22 protein-coding genes and 2 tRNA genes are annotated in these 23,037 nt (G+C 70.6%); 9 read left to right on the top strand and 15 right to left on the bottom strand.

The annotated features are described in order from the left end of the window. Window positions 1–8 precede the first annotated feature (8 nt). From ACY8FT_RS09990 to dnaA, 12 genes are all read right to left on the bottom strand, one after another. Window positions 9–137 (bottom strand): hypothetical protein, encoded by a 129-nt coding sequence (locus ACY8FT_RS09990; RefSeq protein WP_462418745.1) that lies wholly within the window; start codon window positions 135–137, stop codon window positions 9–11. Continuing rightward, the gene (locus ACY8FT_RS09985) at window positions 134–415 is read right to left on the bottom strand and encodes a hypothetical protein (RefSeq protein WP_462418744.1); all 282 of its coding nucleotides are present in this window, start codon (window positions 413–415) and stop codon (window positions 134–136) included. Before ACY8FT_RS09985 ends, ACY8FT_RS09990 begins: the two co-directional genes overlap by 4 nt. 122 nt (window positions 416–537) lie before the next feature. Then, window positions 538–610: transfer RNA gene (locus ACY8FT_RS09980), tRNA-Ala, on the bottom strand. Window positions 611–624: 14 nt separating this feature from the next. Beyond that, a tRNA-Ile gene (locus tag ACY8FT_RS09975) sits at window positions 625–698 on the bottom strand. 72 nt (window positions 699–770) lie between these two features. After that, window positions 771–1,271 carry a DUF3566 domain-containing protein gene (locus tag ACY8FT_RS09970; protein ID WP_462418743.1) on the bottom strand — a complete coding sequence of 167 codons (501 nt, stop codon included), beginning with the start codon at window positions 1,269–1,271 and terminating at the stop codon, window positions 771–773. Further along, the gene (gene gyrA / locus ACY8FT_RS09965) at window positions 1,268–3,880 is read right to left on the bottom strand and encodes a DNA gyrase subunit A (protein ID WP_462418742.1); all 2,613 of its coding nucleotides are present in this window, start codon (window positions 3,878–3,880) and stop codon (window positions 1,268–1,270) included. The genes ACY8FT_RS09970 and gyrA overlap by 4 nt, the downstream gene beginning before the upstream one ends. Before the next feature lie 67 nt (window positions 3,881–3,947). Then, a complete protein-coding gene (gene gyrB, locus ACY8FT_RS09960) occupies window positions 3,948–6,050 on the bottom strand; it encodes a DNA topoisomerase (ATP-hydrolyzing) subunit B (RefSeq protein WP_462418741.1) in 2,103 nt (700 codons plus the stop codon). 393 nt (window positions 6,051–6,443) lie between these two features. Further along, complete coding sequence (locus ACY8FT_RS09955) at window positions 6,444–7,013, bottom strand: DciA family protein (RefSeq protein WP_462418740.1); 570 nt, start codon at window positions 7,011–7,013, stop codon at window positions 6,444–6,446. Next, entirely contained in the window at window positions 7,010–8,182 is a 1,173-nt protein-coding gene (gene recF / locus ACY8FT_RS09950; RefSeq protein ID WP_462418739.1) for a DNA replication/repair protein RecF, read from the bottom strand. Before recF ends, ACY8FT_RS09955 begins: the two co-directional genes overlap by 4 nt. Beyond that, window positions 8,179–9,165, bottom strand: a complete 987-nt coding sequence (gene gnd, locus ACY8FT_RS09945; RefSeq protein ID WP_462418738.1) for a phosphogluconate dehydrogenase (NAD(+)-dependent, decarboxylating) — start codon at window positions 9,163–9,165, stop codon at window positions 8,179–8,181. The genes recF and gnd overlap by 4 nt, the downstream gene beginning before the upstream one ends. 145 nt (window positions 9,166–9,310) lie before the next feature. Then, complete coding sequence (dnaN, locus tag ACY8FT_RS09940; RefSeq protein ID WP_462418737.1) at window positions 9,311–10,447, bottom strand: DNA polymerase III subunit beta; 1,137 nt, start codon at window positions 10,445–10,447, stop codon at window positions 9,311–9,313. Window positions 10,448–10,968: 521 nt separating this feature from the next. Next, window positions 10,969–12,426, bottom strand: a complete 1,458-nt coding sequence (gene dnaA, locus ACY8FT_RS09935) for a chromosomal replication initiator protein DnaA (RefSeq protein WP_462419094.1) — start codon at window positions 12,424–12,426, stop codon at window positions 10,969–10,971. A 439-nt stretch (window positions 12,427–12,865) separates the two neighbouring features. Between dnaA and rpmH the strand changes: the two genes are divergently transcribed. From rpmH to ACY8FT_RS09890, 9 genes are all read left to right on the top strand, one after another. Next, on the top strand, window positions 12,866–13,003 hold the full coding sequence (gene rpmH / locus ACY8FT_RS09930) for a 50S ribosomal protein L34 (protein WP_462418736.1): 138 nt from the start codon (window positions 12,866–12,868) through the stop codon (window positions 13,001–13,003). 10 nt (window positions 13,004–13,013) lie between these two features. After that, window positions 13,014–13,376, top strand: coding sequence for a ribonuclease P protein component (gene rnpA / locus ACY8FT_RS09925; RefSeq protein ID WP_462418735.1), 363 nt, complete (start codon window positions 13,014–13,016; stop codon window positions 13,374–13,376). A gap of 10 nt (window positions 13,377–13,386) precedes the next feature. After that, a complete protein-coding gene (yidD, locus tag ACY8FT_RS09920; RefSeq protein WP_462418734.1) occupies window positions 13,387–13,683 on the top strand; it encodes a membrane protein insertion efficiency factor YidD in 297 nt (98 codons plus the stop codon). A gap of 98 nt (window positions 13,684–13,781) precedes the next feature. Continuing rightward, on the top strand, window positions 13,782–14,840 hold the full coding sequence (gene yidC, locus ACY8FT_RS09915) for a membrane protein insertase YidC (protein ID WP_462418733.1): 1,059 nt from the start codon (window positions 13,782–13,784) through the stop codon (window positions 14,838–14,840). 1 nt (window position 14,841) lies between these two features. After that, a complete protein-coding gene (locus ACY8FT_RS09910) occupies window positions 14,842–15,357 on the top strand; it encodes a Jag family protein (RefSeq protein WP_462418732.1) in 516 nt (171 codons plus the stop codon). Between the two features lie 77 nt (window positions 15,358–15,434). After that, window positions 15,435–16,091: a 16S rRNA (guanine(527)-N(7))-methyltransferase RsmG gene (gene rsmG, locus ACY8FT_RS09905; protein ID WP_462419093.1), complete on the top strand. Its 657-nt coding sequence runs from the start codon at window positions 15,435–15,437 to the stop codon at window positions 16,089–16,091. Then, window positions 16,088–17,170, top strand: coding sequence for a ParA family protein (locus ACY8FT_RS09900; protein WP_462418731.1), 1,083 nt, complete (start codon window positions 16,088–16,090; stop codon window positions 17,168–17,170). The genes rsmG and ACY8FT_RS09900 overlap by 4 nt, the downstream gene beginning before the upstream one ends. Window positions 17,171–17,276: 106 nt before the next feature. Further along, window positions 17,277–17,354 carry a 50S ribosomal protein bL37 gene (locus ACY8FT_RS09895; protein WP_462419092.1) on the top strand — a complete coding sequence of 26 codons (78 nt, stop codon included), beginning with the start codon at window positions 17,277–17,279 and terminating at the stop codon, window positions 17,352–17,354. A gap of 243 nt (window positions 17,355–17,597) precedes the next feature. Next, window positions 17,598–18,665, top strand: coding sequence for a ParB/RepB/Spo0J family partition protein (locus ACY8FT_RS09890; RefSeq protein ID WP_462418730.1), 1,068 nt, complete (start codon window positions 17,598–17,600; stop codon window positions 18,663–18,665). Window positions 18,666–19,400: 735 nt separating this feature from the next. On the opposite strand, the gene trxA is transcribed toward ACY8FT_RS09890, so the two are convergent. The 3 genes from trxA to ACY8FT_RS09875 all read right to left on the bottom strand — a co-directional run bounded on the left by trxA (window position 19,401) and on the right by ACY8FT_RS09875 (window position 22,993). Next, complete coding sequence (gene trxA / locus ACY8FT_RS09885; RefSeq protein WP_462418729.1) at window positions 19,401–19,727, bottom strand: thioredoxin; 327 nt, start codon at window positions 19,725–19,727, stop codon at window positions 19,401–19,403. Between the two features lie 39 nt (window positions 19,728–19,766). Next, on the bottom strand, window positions 19,767–20,813 hold the full coding sequence (gene trxB / locus ACY8FT_RS09880; protein WP_462419091.1) for a thioredoxin-disulfide reductase: 1,047 nt from the start codon (window positions 20,811–20,813) through the stop codon (window positions 19,767–19,769). Window positions 20,814–20,932: 119 nt separating this feature from the next. Continuing rightward, window positions 20,933–22,993, bottom strand: coding sequence for a protein kinase family protein (locus ACY8FT_RS09875; protein WP_462418728.1), 2,061 nt, complete (start codon window positions 22,991–22,993; stop codon window positions 20,933–20,935). Between the last annotated feature and the right edge of the window lie 44 nt (window positions 22,994–23,037).

The following is a 23,037-nucleotide window of genomic DNA, read 5'->3' as shown; positions in this document are numbered from 1 at the left end:
CGCGGTGCTCAGACCTGGGTGGGCAGGTCCGCTGTCGCGGCGGCCCAGAGCTCCGAGGTCTTGGCGCTGCGGTCCAGGGCACGGGCGATGAGCAGGGTTGCTCCGGCGATGACGCCGGTGGTCACGAGGGTCCTCATGCCCGGAAGCCTACGCCGTCCGTCAGGAAGCCCTCACCGACCATGTGGTCCAGTGCCTCCTGGAGCTGCTGCGGTGCCTCGGGCGGGTACTCGCCGTAGACGTCGAGCACCTGCCGGACCAGGTTCCCCCGCTCCACGGCCCCCTCGGCCGTCAGGTCCCAGAGGAGGACCGCCGGGCCCTGCAGGACGCGCAGCGGCCCCGAGGGGAGCAGCGCCACGACCACCTCGTCCTCCCGGTCCACGAAGGCGGTGTTCTCGGCACGTGCGATCTGGGACATGTCTCGGAGACTAACCCCTCCACGGCCCACGGGGCACCGCAGGAACCACTCATCTCCCACACGCACGAGAGGGTCCCCACCGCGGATGTGCTGCGGTGGGGACCCTCTCGTGCGTCTTTCCGTGGAGCCTAGGGGACTCGAACCCCTAACCCTCTGCTTGCAAAGCAGATGCGCTACCAATTGCGCCAAGGCCCCGGGGGGCTGCTGGGTGGGCCTAACTGGACTTGAACCAGTGACCTCTGTCTTATCAGGACAGCGCTCTAACCGACTGAGCTATAGGCCCGCACGCGTCACCACGTAACGTGACGCGAGGGGATACGGTACACCATGCCGGGACCGGGCGCCAGCCGGTGGATCAGTCCTCGACGAGGTCCACTCGCAGACCGCCGACGAGGGCCGCCATGAGGTTGTAGATCAGCGCCAGCACCGTGCCCAGGATGGTCACCACCAGGGTGTTCACCACCGCGAAGACGGTCGTGAACGTCAGCACCGTGCCGAGCCCGAGCATGTCGGTGAAGTCGCTGCCCTTGCCCTCCTCGGCCTGGGTGCCGACCAGCTCGCCGATCAGCGCGTTGACGTCCTCGAAGACGCCCAGCACGTTGAGGGCCAGCCACAGCAGCGCCGTCCCGGCCACGATGGCGATGCCGAGCCCCACGCCGGTGAGGAAGGACATCTTGAGCGCCGACGGCAGGCTGATGGAGCTGATCGTCGAGCGGTGGAGCTCCCGGTCGCGGGAACCCTCGTGCAGGGTCCGCACGTCCAGGCGGCTGGACCGGCTGCCGCCCTCCCGCATCCGGGAACGGCCCCGGGGACGCCGGCCCTCGGGGGTCATCGCTGAGCTCTGGGAGCTGCTCACTGGGCCTCCTTCTCGGCCTCGACGGTCTCCTCGGCCTCGGCCAGCTCGTCGACGGCGTCCTCCACCTCGACGTGCGTCCGGGCCACGGCCACGATGTGCTCCTTCTTGCCGGGATCGGCGAAGCGCACGCCGGAGGTATCGCGGCCGGTCAGCCGCACCTCGTCCACGCGGCTGCGGACGACCTTGCCGGAGCTCATGACGACCATCACCTCGTGCTGCTCGCTGACGACGAGCGCACCGACGAGGTCACCGCCCTTCTCCGACGCCTTGGCGACCTTCACACCGAGGCCGCCGCGCCCCTGGACGCGGTACTGGTCCACCGCGGTGCGCTTGGCCATGCCGGACTCGAAGACGACGAAGACCTCGGCGTCGTCGAGGTGCTCGTGCGGCACCGTCCGCATGGCCAGCAGCTCGTCGTCGTCCCGGAAGCGCATGCCGGTGACGCCGGAGGTGGCACGCCCCATCGGGCGCAGCTGGTCGTCCGAGGCCGTGAAGCGCAGGCTCTGGCCCCGCCGGCTCACCATGACGATGTCGTCCTCGCCGGACACGAGCTCGGCACCGACCAGCTCGTCGCCCTCCCGCAGGTTCACGGCGATGAGGCCGCCCGAACGGGGGGAGTCGTACTCGGTGAGGCGGGTCTTCTTGACCAGGCCGTTCTTCGTGGCCAGCACCAGGTAGGGCGCCGCCTGGTAGTCCTTGATCGTGAGCACCTGGGCGATCTTCTCGTCCGGGCCGAACGCCATGATGTTGGCGACGTGCTGACCCTTGGAGTCACGCGATCCCTCCGGGAGCTCCCAGGCCCGCACCCGGTACACGCGCCCGGCGTCGGTGAAGAAGAGCAGCCAGTCATGCGTCTGCGTGGTGAAGAAGTGGTCCACCACGTCGTCGGCGCGCAGGGTGGTGCCGCGCACGCCCTTGCCACCGCGACGCTGCGACCGGTAGGCGTCCACGCGGATGCGCTTGGCGTACCCCCCGCGCGTGATGGTGACCACCACGTTCTCGTCGGGGATGAGGTCCTCCATGTTGACCTCGGCGTCGCTGGGCACGATCTCGGTTCGGCGCTCGTCGCCGTACTTGTCGACGATCTCGCCGAGCTCGTCGGCGATGATGCCGCGCTGCCGGGCCGGGGTGGCCAGGATGTCCTGCAGGTCCTCGATGAGCGCCTGCAGCCGGTCGTACTCGTCGATGATCTTCTGGCGCTCCAGCGCGGCCAGACGGCGAAGCTGCATGTCCAGGATCGCGCGCGCCTGGATCTCGTCGATGTCGAGCAGCTCCATCAGGCCGTCGCGCGCCTCCTCGACGGTGGGCGAGCGGCGGATGAGGGCGATCACCTCGTCCAGCATGTCGAGGGCCTTGAGCAGGCCGCGCAGGATGTGGATCTGCTCCTCGGCGCGCTTGAGGCGGTAGGTGGTGCGGCGGACGATGACCTCGACCTGGTGGTCCACCCAGTGCCGCACGAAGGCGTTGAGCGGCAGGGTGCGCGGCACGCCGTCCACGAGCGCCAGCATGTTGGCGCCGAAGTTCTGCTGCAGCTGCGTGTGCTTGTAGAGGTTGTTCAGCACCACCTTGGCCACGGCGTCGCGCTTGAGCACGATCACCAGGCGCTGGCCGGTGCGGCCGGAGGTCTCGTCGCGCAGGTCGGCGATGCCCTGGAGCTTGCCGGTCTTCACCAGCTCGGCGATCTTGCGGGCCAGCGCGTCCGGGTTCACCTGGTAGGGCAGCTCGGTGACCACCAGGCAGGTGCGGCCCTGGATCTCCTCGACGTCGACGACCGCCCGCATCGTGATCGAGCCGCGGCCGGTGCGGTAGGCGTCCTCGATGCCGGAGCGCCCCATGATCTTGGCGCCGGTGGGGAAGTCGGGGCCCTTGACCACCTCGAGGAGCTTCTCCTGCAGCTCCTCCTTGCTGGCCTCGGGGTGCTCGAGCAGCCACTGGCAGCCCTCGGCGACCTCGCGCAGGTTGTGCGGCGGGATCTGCGTGGCCATGCCGACCGCGATGCCGGCCGAGCCGTTGACGAGCAGGTTGGGGAAGCGGGCCGGCAGCACGGTCGGCTGCATGGTGCGGCCGTCGTAGTTCGGCTCGAAGTCGACCGTGTCCTCGGTGATGTCGCGCACCAGCTCCAGGGCCAGCGGCTGCATCCGGCACTCGGTGTAACGGGGCGCGGCGGGGCCGTCGTCACCGGCGGAGCCGAAGTTGCCCTGCCCGTCGACCAGCGGGTAGCGCATCGCCCACGGCTGGGAGAGGCGCACCATCGCGTCGTAGATGGCGCTGTCACCGTGCGGGTGGTAGTTCGCCATGACGTCGCCGACCACGCGGGCGCACTTGTTGTACGAGCGGTCGGGGCGGTAGCCGCCGTCGTACATGGCGTAGACGATGCGGCGGTGCACCGGCTTGAGGCCGTCACGCACGTCCGGCAGCGCGCGGGAGACGATCACGCTCATCGCGTACTCGATGTAGCTGCGCTGCATCTCGCTGGAGAGGTCGATCGGCTCGACGCGGCCGTGCTCGGGGATCTCCTCGCCCAGCTGCACCGGTGCCGGCAGGTCGGCCGCCGGGTCCGGGGTCTGCGGCTGGTCCTCGTGCGGGTCCTGCGGGGGCTGCTCGCTCACAGTTCCTACCTCAGTATGTCGTGATCGCTAGAAAAGTCTAGAAGGGTGCAGAGGCTCTGATCGGCCGTCAGATGTCCAGGAAGCGCACGTCGTGGGCGTTGCGCTGGATGAACGACCGGCGGGACTCCACGTCCTCGCCCATGAGCACCGAGAACACCTGGTCGGCCGCGGCGGCGTCGTCCATCGTCACCTGGCGCAGCACGCGGTTGTCCGGGTCCATCGTGGTCTCCCACAGCTCGGAGTAGTTCATCTCGCCCAGACCCTTGTAGCGCTGCACACCGTTCTCCTTGGGCAGGCGCCGACCCTTGGCCTGGCCGGCTTCGATGAGGGCGTCGCGCTCGCGGTCGGTGAACGCGAAGTCGTGCTCGGCGTTCGTCCACTTCAGGCGGTACAGCGGGGGCTGGGCCAGGTAGACGTAGCCGTGCTCGATGAGCGGCTTCATGAAGCGGAAGAGAAGCGTCAGCAGCAGCGTGCGGATGTGCATGCCGTCCACGTCGGCATCGGCCATCAGAACGATCTTGTGGTACCGCGCCTTCTCGATGTCGAAGTCCTCACCGATGCCGGTGCCGAAGCTCGAGATGAGCGCCTGCACCTCGTTGTTGGAGAGGATCTTGTCCAGCCGCGCCTTCTCGACGTTCAGGATCTTGCCGCGGATGGGCAGGATGGCCTGGTTGAACGGGTTGCGCCCGGAGATGGCCGAACCACCGGCCGAGTCGCCCTCCACGATGAAGACCTCGGAGACGCTCGGGTCGTTGCTCTGGCAGTCCTTCAGCTTGGCGGCCAGGCCCCCCGACTCCAGCAGGCCCTTGCGGCGGGTGGCCTCGCGGGCCTTGCGGGCGGCCATGCGCGCCTGGGCGGCCTGCACGGCCTTGCCGACGATCGCCTTGCCCTCCCCGGGGTGGGCCTCCAGCCAGTGGCCCAGCTGGTCGGCCATCGCGCGCTGCACGAAGCCCTTCACCTCGGAGTTGCCGAGCTTGGTCTTGGTCTGGCCCTCGAACTGCGGCTCGCCGAGCTTCACCGAGATGACGGCGGTCAGGCCCTCGCGGACGTCGTCGCCGGTGAGGGCGGCGTCCTTCTCCTTGAGCAGCTTGTTGTTCCGGGCGAACTCGTTGACCAGGCGGGTCAGCGCCGCGCGGAAGCCCTCCTCGTGGGTGCCGCCCTCGTGGGTGTTCACGGAGTTGGCGTAGGTGTGCACCGACTCCGAGTACGAGGTGGTCCACTGCATCGCGATCTCGCACTGCAGCATCCGCTCGCGGTCCTCGGTCTCGAAGGCGATGACCTCCTCGTTGACCGGCTCGGACTTCTTGGACTTGTTGAGGTGGCGCACGTAGTCCAGCAGCCCGTCGTCGTAGCGGTAGGTCACCGTGCGCGGCTTGGCGGGCTTGCCCCCACCGGCCTCGTCGCCCTGCTCGGCGTCGTTGATCGGCTCGCCGTCAGAACCCTCCACCAGGCCGTCGGCCACGTCGGCGTCAGCGTCGTCCAGGCCCTCGTCGTCGGCGTCGGTGGCGCGGGGACGCTCGTCGGTGAGCTGGATGGTCAGGCCCTTGTTGAGGAAGCAGGTCTGCTGGAAGCGGGCGCGCAGGGTCTCGAAGTCGATGACCGTGGTCTCGAAGATGTCGCCGTCGGGCCAGAAGGTGATGGACGAGCCGGTGTCGTCGGCGTCGATCTCCTCCTGGGCCTCCAGCGGGGCCGTGGGCACACCGTTGACGAACTCGATGCGGTGCACGTGGCCCTTCTGGCGCACCTCCACCTCCATGCGGGTGGACAGGGCGTTCACCACCGAGGAACCCACACCGTGCAGACCACCGGAGACGGCGTAGGAGTCGCCGCCGAACTTTCCACCGGCGTGCAGCTGGGTGAGCACGAGCTCCACGCCGGAGATGCCCTCCTTGGCGTGGATGTCGGTGGGGATGCCGCGGCCGTTGTCCACCACGCGCACCGCGTTGTCCGGCAGCACGTTCACCTCCACCCGGTCGGCGTACCCGGCCAGGTGCTCGTCCACGGCGTTGTCGACGATCTCCCACACCAGGTGGTGCAGACCGCGCTCACCGGTGGAACCGATGTACATGCCCGGGCGCTTGCGGACGGCCTCGAGGCCCTCCAGGACCTGGAGGGAGCTGGCGTCGTAGCCCGACGACTGTGCTGCGGGCTGCTGGGGCTGGTCGGCCATGGGACTCCCTGGAGACTGCTGGATGACGGTGGTGGTGCCCGGTCTGCGTGCACCCGGCTCGCGCGCGGGCGCGGGAGAAGACGTGCAACACGGCATGATACCAAGCGAAACCCCGTCCAGCCGTGTTCCGGACGCCCGGAACCACCCGGATTCGGCCCGCGATGCCCCTCACGACCGACGGACGCACCACCGGCCGTGCCAGGCTATGCCTCCCGACCCCTCAGGCAACCAGAGGGGCCTGCACCGGGTGGTCGCGTCCGCTCCGCCATCGAGTCGTCGCAATGTGCACCGAGAGAGGCCCTGAATCGCACAGTGCGACGGCTCAGGCACTTGTTCCGGCAAGAGGCCGCCCCCGGGAGGACCTGGCGTTGGTTCGGGCACCCGGCCCGCCCCTCACCCGTAGGTGTCGCGCGGGCCCGGGCCGGCGATGCGGCGGCGCCCGTGCTTCCAGGAGGGCGCGGCCGGCCCGATGACGCGCACTCTGGTGACCACCCCGAAGCCGAGCTCCTCGTCGAGCCGCCGCTGCAGCGTGCTGGTCAGCATCGTCAGCTGCGTGGCCCAGGTGGAGGACTCCGCCCGCACCACCAGGCACCCGTCCTCGAACGACTCCGGCAGGCTGTGGCCCGCCACGTCGGCTCCCACGATGCCGACCCAGTCGCCCATCACGCGGCCCACCTTGAGCTCGTCGCCCCAGCCGCGGTCCTCGATCATGCGGGTGAACTCCGAGCCGAGGGTCTGCGGGTCGCGGCGCCCCTTGCCGGAGGTCCCCGCTCGACCCGGGGTGTCCTTCCTCCGGCGCCGGCCGGGGGAGCCGGGCCGCAGACCACGCGCCCGGGCCATGTCCCGCATCCGGGCCAGGGAGAGGTCGGCCGCGTCGAGGGCCTCGGCGTCCGTGGGGGGCTCACCGGGGGCACCTCCCCGCGGCGCGCGGGGGTGGCCGTCGTGGCCGGGGGAGTCGTTCACGCCCGGGCCTCCGCGTGACCCATCATCACGTCCACGTGGTGGGCGCTCTCCCGCAGGCTCGGCGGGATGTCGGACTCCACCGCGGCGGTCACCAGCACCTGCTCGGCGTCGGCCACCATCCGCGCGAGCCGCTCCCGGCGCCCGCTGTCCAGCTCGGCGAACACGTCGTCGAGCACCAGCACCGGGTCGGTCCCCAGGTCCGCGCGCAGCAGATGGAAGGCCGCCAGCCGCAGCGCCAGCGCGAACGACCACGACTCCCCGTGGCTCGCATAGCCCTTGGCGGGCACCGGCCCGAGGGTCAGCTCGAGCTCGTCGCGGTGCGGACCCACCAGCGTGATGCCGCGCTCCAGCTCGCGCGACCGCAGCGCGGCCAGCGACTCGACCACCAGCCGCGCCAGCTCGTCGCGCTCTGGCACCTCGCCCCCGGCGGCCAGTGCCTCGGCGGCCGCATCGGCCTCCTCGCCGACGAGGGACCAGCGGTAGGTGATACCGGCCTCCGAGGCCGCGTCACTCACCTCCCGATAGGCGTTCTCCACGAATCTCCGGAGGTCTTGCACCAGACGTAGACGTGCGTAGAGGAGGGAAGCGGCCCCCATCGCCAGGTGCTCGTCCCACGCCTCGAGCATCGCCAGGGTGGAGGACGACGGGGCACTGCGAGAGGCCCGCACGTCCCGCAGCAGGGCGTTGCGCTGCTTGAGCGCCTGCGCGTAATCGGCCTGCACCCCGGCCCAGCGCGGCTGGCGCGCCACCAGCAACGCATCCAGGTAGGACCGGCGGCCAGCCGGGTCGCCCTTCACCAGGGCCAGGTCCTCCGGCGCGAAGAGCACGGTCCGCAGGGTGCCCAGCAGGTCCCGCGGGCGCTGGACGGGGGAGCGACCCAGCTGGGCCCGGTTGGCCCGCCCCGGGTTGAGCTGCAGCTCGAGCACCGTCTCCCGGCCGTCGCGGTCCACGGCCCCGCGGATGATGGCGTGCTCGGCCCCGAAGCGCACCAGCGGGGTGTCGCTGCTGACGCGGTGGGAGCCGAGGGTCGCCAGATAGCCCGCTGCCTCCACGAGATTGGTCTTGCCCTGGCCGTTGCGGCCCACCAGCACCGTGACGCCGGCGGGGAGATCGAGCGCGGCCTCCTCGTAGGACCGGAAGTCGCGCACCGCCAGGTGGCGGAGCCTCACGCCTCGTCGTCGACGGCTCCGGGCGTCGCCTTGCCCCGGGTGTTGGCGGGCTCGGCGGCCTGGTGCACCTGCTTGGGACGGTCGCGGTCCCACGGCTCCTCGCCGAACCTCATGACCTCGTGACCACCGAACCCACCGCGCAGGGCCGCCACGGCCTGCATGGCCGGGGAGTTCTCCTGGCGGGAGGTGAAGCGCGAGAACAGGGCGGCGGAGATCACCGGCATCGGCACCGCGTTCTCGACGGCCTCGATGACGGTCCAGCGGCCCTCGCCGGAGTCGGTGGTGTAGCCGGAGACGCCATCGAGGTCGGGCTTCTCCTCCAGCGCGTCCACCAGCAGGTCCAGCAGCCAGGAACGCACGACGGTCCCGCGGCTCCAGGCCTTGAAGGCCCCCGGGACGTCCTTGACGATGTCCTTGGCCTGCAGCAGCTCGTAGCCCTCGGCGTAGGCGGCCATGAGGCCGTACTCGATGCCGTTGTGCACCATCTTGGTGTAGTGCCCGGCCCCCACGTCACCGGCGTGGACGAAGCCCTCGTCGCGCGGCCCCTCGGGACGCAGCGCGTCGAAGATCGGCATGGCCATCTCGACGTGCTCGGGGCGGCCACCGCACATCAGGCCGTAGCCGTTCTCCAGGCCCCAGATGCCGCCGGAGACGCCGCAGTCCACGTAGCCGACGCCCTGCTCCGAGAGCAGGCGGTCGTTCTCGAAGTCGTCCTGGTACGGGGAGTTGCCGCCGTCGATGACGAGGTCACCGGGCTGCAGGTGCTTGGCGAGCTCCGAGATGGTGTTCCGGGTCGGCTTGCCGTGTGGCACCATCACCCACACCACGCGCGGACCCTCCAGGGTCTCCGCGAGTTCCTGCAGGCTGTCGACGTCCCGCAGCTGCGGGTCGAGGTCGAAGCCCACCACCTCGTGCCCGGCCCGCTCCAGGCGGGTCTTCATGTTGCCGCCCATCTTGCCGAGGCCGACGAGTCCGAGTCGCATGACCACTCCTGGTGTCGAGATGTCTGTCGAGCCGTCCGGCACCGCTCTCCGCCCGCGTGGGGCGCCGACGATCCGACGGCCATGCCTTCCTCCACCACCGTATCCCGTGCGGGACGGGGTGGAGGGGGCCGAGGGACCCGGCGGGTCAGGCGCCCGGGAAGCGCACCGGCATGATCACGTAGCTGAACGCGTCGTCGGTCTCGCCGTCGGCCTCCGCCTGCCCGGTGAGCAGCGCCGGCTTGCCCGGCTGGGTGAACGACATCCGGGCGAACGGCGTCCCGAGCGCCCCCAGGCCGTCGAGCAGGAAGCTCGGGTTGAAGGCGACGTCGATGTCGTCGCCGTCCAGGGTGCACTCGACCGCCTCGGACGCCTGGGCGTCGTCCCCGGTGCCGGCCTCGATGGCCACCGACCCGGCGGAGAAGCGCAGTCGCACCGGGGTGGTGCGCTCGGCCACCAGGGAGACGCGCTTGATCGCCTCGATGAGGGCGCCGGTCTCCATGACCGCGTCCACGTCGCTGGTGGTGGGGAAGATGCTGGAGACCTTCGGGTACTCGCCGTCCAGCAGTCGGGTGGTGCTGTGGCGCTGACCGGCGGAGAAGCCGATGAGCCCCTTGCCACCGGCCTCGTCGCCCAGCGCGATGTCCACCGAGCCGACCGCGCCGAGGGACTTGGCGGTGTCGGCCAGCGTGCGCGAGGGGACCAGGGCCACGTGGTGGGCCGAGGGGTCGCGCGGGGTCCAGGCGAGCTCGCGGCGCGCCATCCGGTAGCGGTCGGTGGCGAGCATGGTGATGCGGTCGCCGTCGAACTCGACGTGCACACCGGTGAGGATCGGCAGGGCGTCGCTGCGGTCGGCCGCCACCGAGACCTGGGCCACCGCCTTGGTGAACAGGCCTCCGTCGACGGTGCCGCTGGGCTCGGGGGAGGTGGGCAGCGAGGGGTAGTCGGCCAGCGGCATCTCCAGCAGGGCGAAGCGGCTGGAACCGCAGGTGACCTGGAGCTTGCCGGACTCCTGCTGGATGCGCACCGGCTTGTCCGGCAGCGACCGGGAGATCTCCGAGAGCAGGCGGCCCAGCACGAGCGCCTCACCGCCGGTGACGACGTCGGCCTCGACGGTCACCTCGGCGGACACCTCGTAGTCGAAGGCCGAGAGCGTGAGGGTCCCCGCGGGGTCGGCCACCAGGCGGACACCCGCCAGGACCGGCACCGGCGGACGGTTGGTCAGGCCACGGACGACCCAGGCGACCGCCTCGGACAACACCTCACGCTGAACCTGGAACTCCATGGCTTCCTCACTGCTCGGCTCACGGGACGCACACCCGCGGTCACAACTCTCCGGTCCTCACCGGACGTCCGGCGAAGCGTATCGCCACCGCAGCAGGCCCCTCGACCCCAACGTGCGCGGTGCACACCCCGTCCCCCGAGAAGAAGGAGTCGTCATCGTCATCGGTCCTGTGGGTTGTGTGGAGAAGCCCCGTCCTGCGCGGAACGATGCGGAGGAACCCTGTTGACGGAGCATGCGGACGACCTGTGGGCGCAGGGCGGGGGCTGGGGACGGTCGCAGACGCTCCACAGCAGTCCCCACAGCGACGGGGGAGTCGGTCCACCGTGAGGAGCCCGCTGCCCACAGCGGCCCACAGGACGGTGCACAGGGGGTGACGGGAAGGTGTCCTCCGACCTCGTCCTCCACATCCACACTCCCGTCCACAACCTGTGGACAGCTGTGGATCGGCTGTCAAATGGACCGTCGTGAGGCGCTCGGCACCTGTGCACCGACCTGCGCACGACGCTGTGGAAGTGCGCCGGTCAGCGCCCGCGGGCCGCCTTCTTGCGGATGATGCTGGTCAGCTCGGTGACCTCGTCGTACACCCGGCGGTCCTCGCTGAGGAGCTGCTTGATCTTGCGCTCGGCGTGCATGACGGTCGTGTGGTCGCGCCCGCCGAACTCCTTGCCGATCTTCGGCAGCGACAGGTCGGTCAACTCCCGGCACAGGTACATCGCGATCTGCCGTGCGCGGGTGAGGTTGCGGGAGCGCGAGGCCCCCTGGATCTCCTCGACCGAGATCGTGAAGTACGCGGCGGTCTCGTCCAGGATCATCGCCGGGGTGATCTGCCCGCTGTCCCCACCGGGCATGACGTCCTTGAGCACCGTGCGGGCCAGGTACTCGTCGAGCGGGGAGCCGGACAGGCTCGCGAACGCGGTGACGCGGGTGAGCGCGCCCTCCAGCTCGCGGATGTTGGAGGAGATCTTCGAGGCGATGAGATGGAGCACCTCGTCGGGGATGTCCAGCCGGTCGGCGGCGGCCTTGCGGCGCAGGATCGCGATGCGGGTCTCGAGGTCCGGCGGCTGCACGTCGGTGAGAAGTCCCCACTCGAAGCGGGAGCGCATCCGCTCGGCGAAACCGCTGAGCTTCTTCGGCGGCTGGTCCGAGGTGATGACGATCTGCTTCTCGCTGTTGTGCAGCGTGTTGAAGGTGTGGAAGAACTCCTCCATCGTCTGTTCCTTGCCCTGAAGAAACTGGATGTCGTCGATGAGCAGGACGTCCACGTCGCGGTACTGGCGCTGGAAGGCGTTCGCCTGACCGGCCGAGACCGCGTTGATGAACTGGTTGGTGAACTCCTCGGAGTTCACGTACTTCACCCGCACCGAGGAATCGAGGGTGCGCGCGTAGTGACCGATCGCGTGCAGCAGGTGCGTCTTCCCGAGTCCGGATCCGCCGTAGATGAACAGCGGGTTGTAGGCACGCGCCGGGGCCTCCGCGACGGCGGTCGCCGCGGCGTGGGCGAATCGATTCGAGGAACCCAGGACGAAGGTGTCGAAGGTGTACTTGTGATTCAGCGCCGAGTAGTCACGCTCCGCCCCCGGCGGAACGGCCTCGGTGCTGGGCACCGGCTGCTGCACCGGTGCATTTTCCGCGTTCTCGGAAGGCGCCTCCGTGGGCTTTTCCACCCCTTCGTCCACAGCTGTGGACGAAGGTTCTTCCGAGGTCTCCTCCTGCACCTCGGGAACGCGCGCGGCGGGGGTCTCCTCCTGCACGGCGGTCACGGCATCGGGGTCCACGGAGACGGCCAGGCGGATGTCGCGGTCCAGCACCTCGGAGAGGGCGGTGGCCACGTCGTCGCGCAGGTGGCCCTCGACCGCGTCCTTGACGTGGTCGTACTTCACGGCGATCAGGGCCGTGGCGTCCAGCAGGCCCACCAGCGTCGCCAGGCGCAGCACCCCCACGTCGCGGGGGGCGAGGCCTGCGCCCTGCAGGCGGACCATCGCCTCGTGCCAGATGGCAGTGGCGTGGTCGTCGGCGGTCTGGCTCACAGGGGGTCCTCACAGCGGTCCGGGCTTCGTGCACACACGGGTCCTCAGCGGTGTGGCCGCAAGATTCGCGGGATGGCGCGTTGTCAACACCGTCGTCCACACCCTGTGGACCCACCTCTCCACGGAGAGGGGTCCGGCACACGATAGCCGTTGTCCACAGGCAGGGGCGTTCCTGTGGGGGACGGATGAATTGACCGGCGACCGCGGCAAAACGTAAGATCTGGGGTCCGGTCCGTTCCAGGGTGCCCTGAAAGCCCCTCGGAGTGCGGCCCATGAGGTGCCCACTGTGCTCGGGCACTCGCCTTCCCCGCCGTCCCCACCACCCGGTGCGACCGTGCGCGGGGCCCGCAGGCCCGACAGACCGGGGTCTGCCCGAACCACAGGAGTCATCATGAGCAAGCGCACCTTCCAGCCCAACAACCGTCGCCGCGCCCGCAAGCACGGCTTCCGCGCCCGCATGTCCACCCGCGCCGGCCGCGCCATCCTGGCCTCGCGTCGCGGCAAGGGCCGCTCCAAGCTGTCCGCCTGAGCGGACCCAGGTGCTGGCAGCCCGCCACCGACTGCGCCGCAGCCGTGACTTCACGGCCGCGCTGCGGGGCGCCGGCCGCCGCCGGGGGGCCTCCTCCACGATGACCGTGGTGATGACCCCGCGGAACCCCGAGACGACCGACCCGCACCCCGTGCGGGTCGGTTTCGTCGTCTCCAAGCAGGTGGGCAACTCCGTGGTCCGCTCCCGGGTGCAGCGGCGGCTCCGTCACGCCGTGGCCGCCCGCCTGGCGGAGCTGCCGACCGGGCACGACCTCGTGGTGCGGGCCCACCCCGCCGCCGCGGGGGCCGACTGGGACCGCCTGGTCGGTGACCTGGACCGGTGCCTCGAGAGGGCCCGGAAGGGACGGTCCTGAGATGTGGCGCGTGGGGGGCCGCCCCCTGTTCGCCTGGCCGCTGCTGACCCTGGTGTGGGCCTACCAGCGGCTGGTCTCCCCGCTCTTCCCGCCGGTCTGCCGGTACTTCCCCAGCTGCTCGGCCTACGCCGTCACCGCCCTGACCGAGTTCGGTGCGGTGCGGGGCACCTGGTTGGCCGTGTGCCGCGTGGCACGATGCCACCCGTGGGCAGCCGGGGGCTACGACCCGGTACCGGGCACCGATCCCGGCGGCCTGCACACACCCCAGCCCTCGGGGGACAATGATCCCGGCCGGGACGCGGCCTGAGGGCAGCCACCGAACCCGTCCCCCTGCGTTCCTGATCCGAAACAGCTCACACAGAAGGACTCCCTGTGCCGAATCTGCTCTATCCCATCGAATGGGCCGTGGCAGCCATCCTCGCGGGCGCCCACCGCGCCCTGACCGCGATCGGACTGTCGGAGACGTCCGGGTGGAGCTGGGTGCTCTCGATCCTGGCGCTGGTGGTGCTGGTGCGCCTGGCCATGATCCCGCTGGTGATCAAGCAGATCCACAGCAGCCGCAAGATGCAGCTGCTGGCCCCTGAGCTCAAGAAGATCCAGCAGAAGTACAAGGGCAAGAAGGACCAGGCCTCCGTGCAGCGGCAGCAGGCCGAGACCATGGAGCTCTACCGGGCCAACGGCACCAACCCGATGGCCTCCTGCCTGCCCATCCTCGTGCAGATCCCGATCCTGTTCGGTCTGTTCCGGGTGCTCAACGGCGTGGACGAGATCGCGGCCGGCACCAAGGAGCCCATCGGGTACATGACCCGGGACCTCGCGAGCTCGTTCGACAAGGCGCAGATCTTCGGCGCCGAGCTCTCGGACTCGTTCCTGCACGACTCCGACATGACCGGCAAGGTCGTCGCGATCGCCCTCATCCTGCTGATGACGGCCTTCACCTTCTTCAGCATGAAGATGATGATGGACAAGAACATGCCCGACTCGGCCAAGGAAGGGCCGATGGCGCAGTCGCAGGCGATCATGCTGTACGTGATGCCGCTGGTGCTGGCCTTCACGGGTGTGAACTTCCCGATCGGTGTGCTCGTCTACTGGACCCTGACCAACCTGTGGTCCTACTTCCAGCAGCTCTACGTCATCCGCAACCTGCCCACGCCCAACACCGAGGCGGAGCGTCGCATGCACGCCCGGCAGATCGCGAAGGGCAAGGAGCCGACCCGCATGACCCTGGCACCGGCCGGTGGTGGCAAGGACTCCGGTGCGCACGCCCTCGGGGACGAGAAGGGCGGTGGCGCGAAGAGCACACGGACGAAGGCTGCCGGCGCCGAGTCGGAGGACGCGGCCGAGGGGCCGCAGCTGAACCCGACGAGTGCCGGGCGCGAGCGGATGGCACAGGGTGGCTCCGGCGGTCAGCGCGCCCAGCCGGTGCGACGCAAGAAGAGCAAGAAGAAGCGGAAGAAGGGCTGACATGAGCGAGGGCGAGCGGCGCGTCGAGCGCACCCGGGAGGAGCTCGAGGCCGAGGGCGACGTCGCGGCGGACTACCTGGAGACGCTGCTCGACATCGCCGACCTCGACGGCGACCTCGACGTGCAGGTGGAGCATGACCGCGCGGTCGTGAGCATCGTCGACTCCGAGGAGGGCGCGGTGCCGCGCCGCCTGGTGGGCCCCGGGGCACAGGTGCTGGAGGCGCTGCAGGAGCTGGCGCGGCTGGCCGTGCAGACCGAGACCGGTGAGCGCACCCGCCTCATGGTGGACGTCGCCGGGTACCGGGCCGACCGCCGCCGTGCCCTGGAGGAGCTGGCCGACCGCACCGCGGCCGCCGTGAAGGAGTCGGGCACGGAGCGCGCGCTGGAGCCGATGACCGCCTTCGAGCGCAAGGTGGTGCACGACCGCGTGCTGGCCGCCGGGCTTGTCTCCACCTCGGAGGGCGAGGAGCCGAACCGCTACGTCGTGGTGACGCCCGCCCGGGACGGGGACGCGTGACGACCGACGCCGCCCGGTCCGCTGACGGGCCGCGGTCCAGGGAGGGGCTCCCGCCGGCCCCGGAGTCGGCGGCCGGGGTGTTCGGCGACCGGCTGCCGCAGGCCGAGCAGTTCGCCCGCATGCTGGCGACCTCCGGGACCGAGCGCGGTCTCATCGGACCCCGCGAGGTGCCACGCCTGTGGGACCGCCACGTCCTGAACTGCGCGGTGGTGGCCGAGCTCCTGGAGGACGTCCCCCACGTGATCGACGTGGGCAGCGGGGCGGGACTTCCCGGCATCGCGCTGGCCCTGGCAGCTCCGGAGACGCGACTGACGCTGGTGGAGCCGATGCTGCGGCGGACCGTGTGGCTCGAGGAGGTCGTGGCCGAGCTGGGCCTGGGCGACCAGGTGCAGGTGGTGCGCTCCCGTGCGGAGGACCTCGGGGACGGCGTGACCGCTCCGGTGGTGACGGCGCGGGCGGTGGCCCGGCTGGAGACCCTGGCACCGTGGACCCTCCCGCTGGTGGAGGTCGGCGGACGGCTGCTGGCCCTGAAGGGGTCCTCCGCGCGCCAGGAGGTCGAGGACGCACGGAAGGTGCTGGACCGGCTGGGCGGGGGCGCGACGGACGTGGTGGACTGTGGGACGGAGGTCCTGGAGGTGCCCACCACCGTCGTGGTCGTGGCGAAGGAGCACGCCGGTCACTCCCCGAAGGCACCGTCCCGTGGCCGTCGACGCCGCACCAAGGAGAAGCGATGACCCACCCCGTTGGCTGGCCCACCGGTACCCACCCCGCCATCCCGACGGCTCCCACGCCCGGCAGCTCGCCGGTGGGCTGGCAGCCGCCGGTGGGTGGCAGCTCGGTCGAGCGCGTGCCGGCGGTGGGCACCGCCGAGGCCACCGCGGAACCCGGTGGCGAGGACGTGGCGACCAGCGCGTCGACGACCGAGACCGGCGACTCCGACGACGAGGAGGACGATCAGGTGCCGCCCTTCTCCCCGGCAGAGCGCAAGCAGCGCGGACGTCCTGAGCCGCTGACCGCCCCCTCGCGGATGGTGGTGGTGACCGTCGCGAACCAGAAGGGTGGCGTCGGCAAGACGACCACCACGGTGAACGTGGCGGCGGCCCTCGCCGAGGGCGGTCTCGACGTCCTCGTGATCGACCTCGATCCCCAGGGGAACGCCTCGACCGCGCTGTCCATCGAGCACCAGGCCGGGACGGCCGGCGTCTACGACGTGCTCATCGACGAGGCGACGCTGCCCGAGGTGGCCCAGACGTCGCCGGAGAACGAGCGGATCCAGGTGGTGCCGGCGACCATCGACCTCGCCGGCGCGGAGATCGAGCTCGTTTCGCTCGTGGCACGCGAGACGCGCCTGCGTCGTGCGCTGCAGGACATCCGGGGCACCGGCCGGTACGACGTCGTGCTCATCGACTGCCCGCCCAGCCTGGGCCTGCTCACCGTCAACGGCTTCGTGGCCGCGGACGAGGTGTTCATCCCCATCCAGTGCGAGTACTACGCGCTGGAGGGTGTGAGCATGCTGGTCCGGAACATCTCCCTCATCCAGCGGCACCTCCACCCCGAGCTGCAGCTGGGCGGGATCCTGCTAACGATGTTCGACGCACGCACCCGGTTGGCGACCCAGGTGGCCCAGGAGGTGCGCGACCACTTCGGTGACGTCGTGCTGGAGACGCTGATCCCCCGCTCGGTGCGCATCAGCGAGGCCCCGTCCTACGGCCAGACCGTTCTCGCCTACGACGGGGACGGCCCCGGCGCCCGTGCATACCGCTCGGCGGCCAAGGAGCTCGTGGACCGCTGGAAGACGCTGCCGAGCCGCTGACTTCGCCCGTCGTCGGGCGCGTGGCAGGTCACCGGCATGTGAGACAATCCTCGACACGCGTCCACTGGGGCGCACCCAGTGTCGGACCTGTCCTGAGGAGGTACCCATGTCGAGCAAGCGCGCACGCAAGCGCAAGGACAAGCGCAAGAACAAGGCGAACCACGGCAGGAAGCCCAACAGCTGACCAGCCGTTCCGGTTCGTGAAGGCGGTTCTCCCCATCGGGAGGGCCGCCTTTCGTCATGTCCGGGCGGGCGGGGCGTCGTGTGAGACAGGTGCGGGGGTCTGTACAGACAAGCGCAGGGCGCTGTGTTTCACGTGAAACGGGCGACACACGGATGGTCGTCCACAGTGCGGGGTCTCTGATGCGCTCCGTCATGGGACACTGTGGGGTCGCCTGTGAGGGGCGATGAAGAGTGAGGAGTAGGCATGGCAGGTCAGCGCAGAGGGCTCGGACGTGGACTGGGTGCACTGATTCCCCAGGAGGATCACGGAGCCCGGCCGCGCGACGTGTACTGGCCGCGGCGTGACGAGGAGGGTGCGGCCGACAAGGGTGCGGAGTCCTCGGGGCGTCCGACCGGTGAGGGTTCTCACGGTGAGCACGAGCGCGCCAGTGGTGCTGGTGCGGAGAGCCGGGTAGCAGGAGTCTCGGTGCCGACTGCGGGCGAAGGTCCTGAAGCGGGTGCGGCGGACACTCCGGCGCGTCTCGTCGAGCTGCCGGTCGATGACATCTCGCCGAACCCCCGCCAGCCCCGCGAGGTGTTCGACGAGGACGATCTTCAGGAGCTCGCGCACAGCATCCGGGAGCTCGGTGTCATGCAGCCGGTGGTCGTGCGCCGTGTCGGTGACGCCTACGAGCTCATCATGGGTGAGCGTCGTCTGCGTGCCTCCCGCCTCGCCGGCCTGGAGACCATTCCGGCGATCCTGCGGGAGACCGACGACGAGGAGATGCTCCGTGAGGCACTCCTGGAGAACCTCCACCGGGTGCAACTCAACCCCCTGGAGGAGGCAGCGGCGTACGGGCAGCTGCTGGAGGACTTCGGGTGCACGCACGACGAGCTGGCCAAGCGCCTGGGCCGGAGTCGCCCGCGCATCACGAACTCGCTGCGTCTGCTGAAGCTGCCGCCGAGCGTGGCTCGACGAGTCGCGGCGGGAGTCCTGTCCGCTGGTCACGCCCGTGCGCTGCTCGGACTCGAGGACGGTGCAGCGATGGAGCGCATGGCACAGCGCGTGGTCGCCGAGGGTCTCTCCGTGCGCGGGCTGGAGGAGCTCATCGCCCTGGGAGCGGGTCAGGAGGACGGTGCCAAGAACGCATCGCGGCGCCGCCCGGTCTCCCGGAACACCCCGCAGCACGAAGAGTTGGCGGCCGAGCTGTCCGACCGCTGGGACACCCGGGTGTCGGTGAAGATGGGGCGGAACAAGGGCACGCTGACCGTCGAGTTCGCTGGGCAGGACGACCTGGACCGGATCCTGACGCTCCTGGCGCCGGAGGACTGAACCGAGCGACCACTTTTGCGTCCGCCGCTGGCGGCTGAGCCTGAAGGGGGCATGTTCCACGTGGAACATGCCCCCTTCACGTGTTTCGGGTTGATCTGACGGCGCCCGGGTCTGCGTCGGAGAGGTGGGTCCCAGTGGTCTCGCCCCGGCGTCCTCTGAGTGGCGTGCTCCCGGGTTCGGTCCGGGGTCGCGACGAGTGGAAGTCGTCCCGTGAGCCCGCACTCCTGCCGTGCAGGGGCGGGCTCCGCGCCACAGGTGCGAGTGGCGCTGAGCACGGGTGGTCGCCAGACACGCCGCCGTTCGACAGGTTGGCCGGCCGGAGAAGGGTGCCCGCTTTCTCAGCAGGTATGCCTTGGGGCGGTCACCCCGCTCGATGCGGCGAGCGTGTGGGGTGCGGTCGACCAGGTAGATCCACCGAGCCAGGCAGTGCATCGAGCAAGTCGTTCAGTGGAGGTGGAGGCCCCACGGTGTCGCGGAGAGGAGCCCCACCGCCGAGCCCTTCCCGTGCGTGTGTGCGTGCAGGTATTCCGCGCACGTCGCATGCAGGAGTGACGACAGGACAGCAGGAACGCGCGTGTGTCCTTCGGGCACACGTTCTTGGATGCACCGTCGGGGACGTGCGGCGCTGGTGAGCACCCCCCGGTCGGAGGACGCCGGCGAGCGAGGAAGTTTCACGTGAAACACGAGAGCGGCCCCGAGTATCTCGCTCGGGGCCGCTCTCGTGCGTGGAGTGGGTCAGCCCAGGAAGGGCTCCAGCTCCTTCATGAGCTTCGGCTTCGGCTGGGCGCCGACGATGGTCTTGGCGACGTCGCCCTGGAAGAAGACGTGCATCGTCGGGATCGAGGTGATGCCGTACTTGGCAGCGGTCTGCGGGTTCTCGTCGGTGTTCAGCTTGACGATGCGCAGCTTGCCCTCGGTCTCACCGGCGATCTCCTCGAGGATCGGGGCGACGCGCTTGCACGGGCCGCACCAGTCGGCCCAGAAGTCGACGAGGACCGGCACGTCGCTCTGCAGGACGTCCTGGTCGAAGGTCGAGTCGGTGGTGGCGGTGGTTCCTGCCATGGTGGCTCCTTCTGAACGGGGTTGGTGGGGGATCAGGGGTCAGGCCGGCGCGTCGCCGGGCACGGTCTCGTCCGACGTCGGCTCGATCTGCGCGTGATCGACGTCGGAGCTGTCCATCGTGGCAAGGTGCCGCTCGGCGTCGAGGGCCGCCTGGCAACCGGTCCCGGCGGCGGTGATCGCCTGCTGGTAGGTGTGGTCGACCAGGTCGCCGGCGGCGAAGACGCCCGGCAGGTTGGTGAGTGTGCTGCGCCCCTGCACCTGTACGTAGCCGCTCGCGTCGAGGTCGACCTGACCCTTGATCAGCTCGTTGCGCGGGTCGTGCCCGATGGCGATGAACAGACCGGTGATGTCGAGTTCGCGCTCCTCGCCCGTGGTGGTGTCGCGCAGCGTGATGCCGGAGAGCTTGTCCTCGCCGTGGATCGCGGCGACCTCGGAGTTCCAGGCGAACTCGATCTTGGGGTCGGCGTGGGCGCGGTCGGCCATCACCTTGGAGGCGCGCAGCTCGTCACGCCGGTGCACGATCGTCACCTTGTCGGCGAAACGCGTCAGGAAGGTCGCCTCCTCCACAGCCGAGTCACCACCGCCGACCACGGCGATGTGCTGCTCGCGGAAGAACGCGCCGTCGCACGTGGCGCACCAGGAGATGCCGTGACCGGAGAGCTCCTTCTCCCGGGGCAGGCCGAGCTCGCGGTAGGCCGAGCCCATCGCCAGGATCACCGTCCGCGCGCGGTAGGCGTTGCCCGAGCCGTCGCGCAGCGTCTTGATCGGCTGGGTGAGGTCCATCTCGACGATGTCGTCGGTCACCAGCTCGGCGCCGAAGCGCTCGGCCTGGGAGCGCATCTGCATCATCAGGTCAGGGCCCATGATGCCGTCGGTGAAGCCGGGGAAGTTCTCGACCTCGGTCGTGTTCATGAGCGCACCGCCCATCGTGACCGAGCCCTCGACGACCACGGGGCGCAGGTTGGCACGGGCGGCGTAGACCGCGGCGGTGTAGCCGGCGGGCCCGGAGCCCACGATGACGACCTCGCGCACCTCGCCCTCGGAGGAGGACGTCCCGGCGGGCTGGGTCTCGCTCTGCGACGACAGGGTGACCGCTGAGGTCTGGGCGATGATGCTCACGAAAACTCCTGGGGGTCCTGACGGTGGTGGGTGCCAGCCGACACCCGCGCATGACAACAGCGAGGGGATCACACCTGTTCCACCCCTCAGTGGACGGTGATGTCCTCGAGCTCGGCGGCCCACCGACCGTCGCCCGTGGGCGCGGTGTCGGTGAACCACACGAAGACGTACTGGCCCTGGACCGGCTCGTCGGGAGTCCACGTGGCATCACCGCCCCCGCGGGGACTGCCCAGGGTGACCGCACGGCCGATGTCGCGGCTGGGCCCCACCTTCACCTCGTACCGCCAGTCCCCCTCGGGCATGCCGATGTCGACGGAGGACACCTCGCGGACCTCGCCGAGGTCGACCCGGAGCCCCAGGGCGTCGGTGTAGCCACCGAACGGCGGGTGGTCGTACTTGTGCGTCGACCAGGGCAGCGGCGAGGAGGGGTTGTTGATGCGGTTGGTCCAGTCGGTGTGCTCGTCGCCGTCGTGGCCGGGGTCGTAGCCCACGATGTCGGCGATGGCCCAGCCTCCGTCGGGGGCCTTGCTGTCCGGGGGCGGCGACGACGTGCCCGGTGACGAGCTCGGCGAGGGGGTGGAGGGAGCGCTGCTGCTCGGGGTGTCCGAGGACGACGGGGTCGCCGACCCGTCCGGACCGTCCGCCCCGGTGCCGTCCGCCCCGTCTTCCGAGGGATCGGGGGCGCCGTGGTCGTCCGTGGGCGCCGTGTCACCGGAGGACGGTGCCTCGGCCCGGTCGTCGGATCCCTCGTCGGCGGTGGGCTCGTCCGTCGGCGCCCCGGGGGTCGTACCGTCCTGGGAGCCACCGTGGGCGGTGTCCTTCCCGGTCTCGTCGTCCACCGGGGTCGCTGCGGAGTCGTCCGCTTCTGACGTGCTCCCGGACTCCTGCGGTGCGGATCCCGTGTCGGAGCCCTGGTCGGAGGGCTCGGCACCGTCGGTGTCATCCCCGGTCTCCGTCGAGGAGGCCGGGGCCCCGCTGTCATCCGGGGCAGGACTCTCCACGGCCGTCTCGTCACCGCGGTCGTCACCGCCGAGCAGATCGGGCAGGGTCGTCGCGGCCAGCGCCACGGCGCCCAGTGCGAGCAGGGATCCGGCCACCAGCAGCAAGGGCCCCGGACGACGCCGCGATCCGTCGCCGTTCCCGGCCTCTCCGCTCGTCCCGGTGCCGCCGTCGGATCGACCGTCGACGCCCCTGGCACCCTGGTCCGCGGCGGCGCCGGTGGCGATGCCCTGCGTGGGGGCGTCGATGGCCAGTGGCACGGCGGTGGTGGGTGCGTCGCTCGCGGCGGCGGCAGCGGCCCCACCGCCCACGGTGCCGGCTGCACCGGCACCGGCCAGCGCCCCGCCGGCCCCCGCGCCGGGACGCAGCCTGCCCCGGCCGGTGACCGTGCTGCCGTTCCACGGCCGCAGCACCTCCGCGAGCTCACCGGGCGTGCTGACGGACGTGCCGTCGATCTCCAGGGCACCGGGGGCGCCGAGCTGGGCGCAGAGCTCGTCGAGGTCGTGGGGCACGTGGTCGACCACGCGACTCGGCCGCGAGGGCGCACCGGTGGCGATGCCGGTGACCGGGAGCGAACCCGGCCAGGTGCCGGTCAGGGCGGTGTGCAGCAGGGCCACCAGGTCACGGGTGTCGCTCAGGGCCGCGGCGTCGTCCCCGAGCACGTCGCTGCCGGTGAGGGCCGCGACCAGACCGAGCCCGGTGACCCTGACGCCGCCGGTCGCGTCACGCTCCAGCAACTGCGGCCCGAGGGCCGTGTGGTGGACACCGTGGCGCCGGGCGACCTCCAGGGCCCGCGCTGCCTCCCCCACGAGCCGCCGGGCCTCACCCGGGGGAAGCGGCGCGTCCTCGACGAGCTCGACCAGCGTCTCCGCCCGTGCGTCGTGCTGGGTGGTCACCCACTGGATGCCGTCCTCGACCCCGATGTCCAGCACGCGCGGCAGCCGGCCGTCCTCCACGAGCGCCGCCCGACGGGCCGCGTCCTGGGCGGCCGGCGAGCGGGGGCCGTCCTCCGGGGTGATCCAGAGGTCGACCTGCCGCCTCAGCGTGGTGTCCTCGGCCACCCAGCGGTCGACCCCCTCGACCTCCTGGCCCGGGTGGAGCAGCCGGTACCGGCCGTTCACGATGGTGCCGGTCTGCAGTGGCAGCACGATGTCCTCTCCCTGGGGCCCACGGTGCGGGGAATGTCCCCGAG

Source organism: Kytococcus sp. Marseille-QA3725 (assembly GCF_054950055.1).
This window is presented reverse-complemented; position numbering and strand designations above follow the sequence as displayed.